General features: G+C 34.8%; 3 protein-coding genes and 1 pseudogene. All 4 read right to left on the bottom strand.

The window, feature by feature from the left end; all coding sequences use genetic code 11:
* Positions 1-22 precede the first annotated feature (22 nt).
* The gene (xerA, locus tag HT703_RS11425; protein ID WP_000444456.1) at positions 23-988 is read right to left on the bottom strand and encodes a site-specific tyrosine recombinase/integron integrase; all 966 of its coding nucleotides are present in this window, start codon (positions 986-988) and stop codon (positions 23-25) included.
* A gap of 117 nt (positions 989-1105) precedes the next feature.
* Positions 1106-1519 (bottom strand): type II toxin-antitoxin system death-on-curing family toxin, encoded by a 414-nt coding sequence (locus HT703_RS11420; protein WP_023941843.1) that lies wholly within the window; start codon positions 1517-1519, stop codon positions 1106-1108.
* Positions 1516-1752, bottom strand: a complete 237-nt coding sequence (locus tag HT703_RS11415) for an AbrB family transcriptional regulator (RefSeq protein WP_000260605.1) — start codon at positions 1750-1752, stop codon at positions 1516-1518. The genes HT703_RS11420 and HT703_RS11415 overlap by 4 nt, the downstream gene beginning before the upstream one ends.
* A gap of 59 nt (positions 1753-1811) precedes the next feature.
* Positions 1812-1900: pseudogene (locus tag HT703_RS11410) on the bottom strand (type I restriction endonuclease); the annotation flags it as partial.

Raw genomic sequence — 1900 nt, 5'->3', positions numbered from 1 at the left:
CTCGGAATATCGGGATTTGCTTTTAAGAGATGAATTTTTGGTGTGAATGCTTGACATTATTTTGATTGACCATGGCATAGGCCAGGGTTGTGTCAATCTTGCTATGACCTAGCAGTTTTTGGACTTGCTCGATAGGCATACCTTTATCAATTGCCTTAGTCGCTAAAGTTCTTCTGAACTTATGTGGGTGAACCTTTTGTATACCGAGTTTGTCTCCTAACTTTCTTAAGCGAATCTCTACACCAGCAATTCCAAGCCTCTGGACTTTTCCAACTAACGTTACAAAAAGAGCAGGGTGACTATCTTTTCTGTCGTTAAGATAGTTTCTTAAATGAATTTTCGTACGAGCGTCAAAATATACTGGTCTCTCCTTCTTTCCTTTACCAAAGACAACACACTCTCTGTTTTCAAAATCAATATCTGAACGATTCAACTGTACAAGCTCCCCTACACGCATACCTGTCGATGCTAGTAGGTCTATTATTGCCAAATCTCTCAAATTTTCACAGTTATCGCGCATAATTTCCAAATGTTCATCAGTATAAGTTTCCTTCACATTTTGCTCAGTCTTAATTTTCTTTATCCGTCGAATGGGATTTTTAATGATATATTCCTCTTGCTCAAGCCAAGCAAAAAAAGAAGACAATATACGCCTAATATTGTCTAAATTCGCCTTACTACAATCCTTTTCAGACTGGTAATTTGCTAAATAACTCCTTAAATCATCTGTTGTGAGTTGTGTCACAGACTCTTTAATAGCATTAAACAAGTTTTCAATCGTCCTCTGGTAATAACGAATTGTTTTTGAGCTACAGCCCTCTACCTGTTTGGCAGTGATAAAGAGTTGCAACAGGTTATTATTCGAATACTTCTGCTGCTTTTTTCCGTCTACTAGATGATGTTCTAAACTCTCTCTCAACGCTAGTAATTGTTCATTATTTAAAAGAGGTAACATTTCTTGCATGATAATTGTAACTTTTGATTCCATAATTTCTCACTTTCTTATTCATCAATAAAAAGAGACAATATCAGTTTCTGCATTACAGAATTCTAATATTGTCTGTTCATTTATTTTCTTGTGCTCATTCAAATCCAGCATACTAGGTTACTTTTTGACCTTTTCTCTAACAGAATGTTCAGAAACCCATTTGGAGTAGCTTGTCATTTTTTCATCAGTTAAAGCTTCTACTGCGATGGTTACACACATTTTTACTGCTTCTTCTACCGTTACAGAAAAACGATAGCCGTTTAATTGTAAAAATTTGACCAAAACGAAGAAAGCGGTTCTTTTATTAGCATTAGCAAAAACATGCTTCTTTATCAATTGGACAAATAGTATCGTTGCTTTATCAAAAATTGTTGGATAAAGAGGCTTCCCAAAGACAAATTGTTCTGGTAAGTTCACAATCATATTTAAGGCAGAAGGACTAACTGTTTGAATTTTCTCATTTGGAGAATACCGTTGAATTGCTAAAGCATTTATTTTTTCAATTTGCTTTTCTGTCAGATAGATTGTCATTTTTCCACCAAAGCTTTGAAAACATCGTCGTATTCGTCAAATATTTTATCTAAATTTAAGTCAAAGGCATCATCAGATACATAAGAAACCTGCTGCCCCAATTCTTCAGGAGTAAAGATAATCTCACCACTTGGTAACAATTTCGCTTCGTATTTAACACCACTTGGAATATTAAATTCACTTGGAATCGTAATGGTGATTGAATTTCCTTGTTTTCTTGTTTTTACTACCATCTGATTTCCTCCTTTGTTGTATTATAACAAATCATTACCGTAATTACAATGGCAGAATATCAGCCAAAATACTCCTGCATCAGAGATTTCTTCAAAGTTTCAAGTTCTTCCAGAGATTTTTGGATTGCCAATTGTGATTTGTCGACCT

It is taken from the genome of Streptococcus sp. 3874, from assembly GCF_013276425.1.
GTDB classification, from domain to species: domain Bacteria; phylum Bacillota; class Bacilli; order Lactobacillales; family Streptococcaceae; genus Streptococcus; species Streptococcus pseudopneumoniae.
The sequence above is the reverse complement of the archived record's forward strand: the minus strand, read 5'-3'. Positions and strand labels throughout refer to the sequence as shown.

Bases quoted from the DNA above. Each gene is read 5' to 3' on its own strand.
- HT703_RS11415 (WP_000260605.1), bottom strand. From the start codon at position 1,752: ATGGTAGTAAAAACAAGAAAACAAGGAAATTCAATCACCATTACGATT.
- HT703_RS11420 (WP_023941843.1), bottom strand. From the start codon at position 1,519: ATGACAATCTATCTGACAGAAAAGCAAATTGAAAAAATAAATGCTTTA.
- xerA (WP_000444456.1), bottom strand. From the start codon at position 988: ATGGAATCAAAAGTTACAATTATCATGCAAGAAATGTTACCTCTTTTA.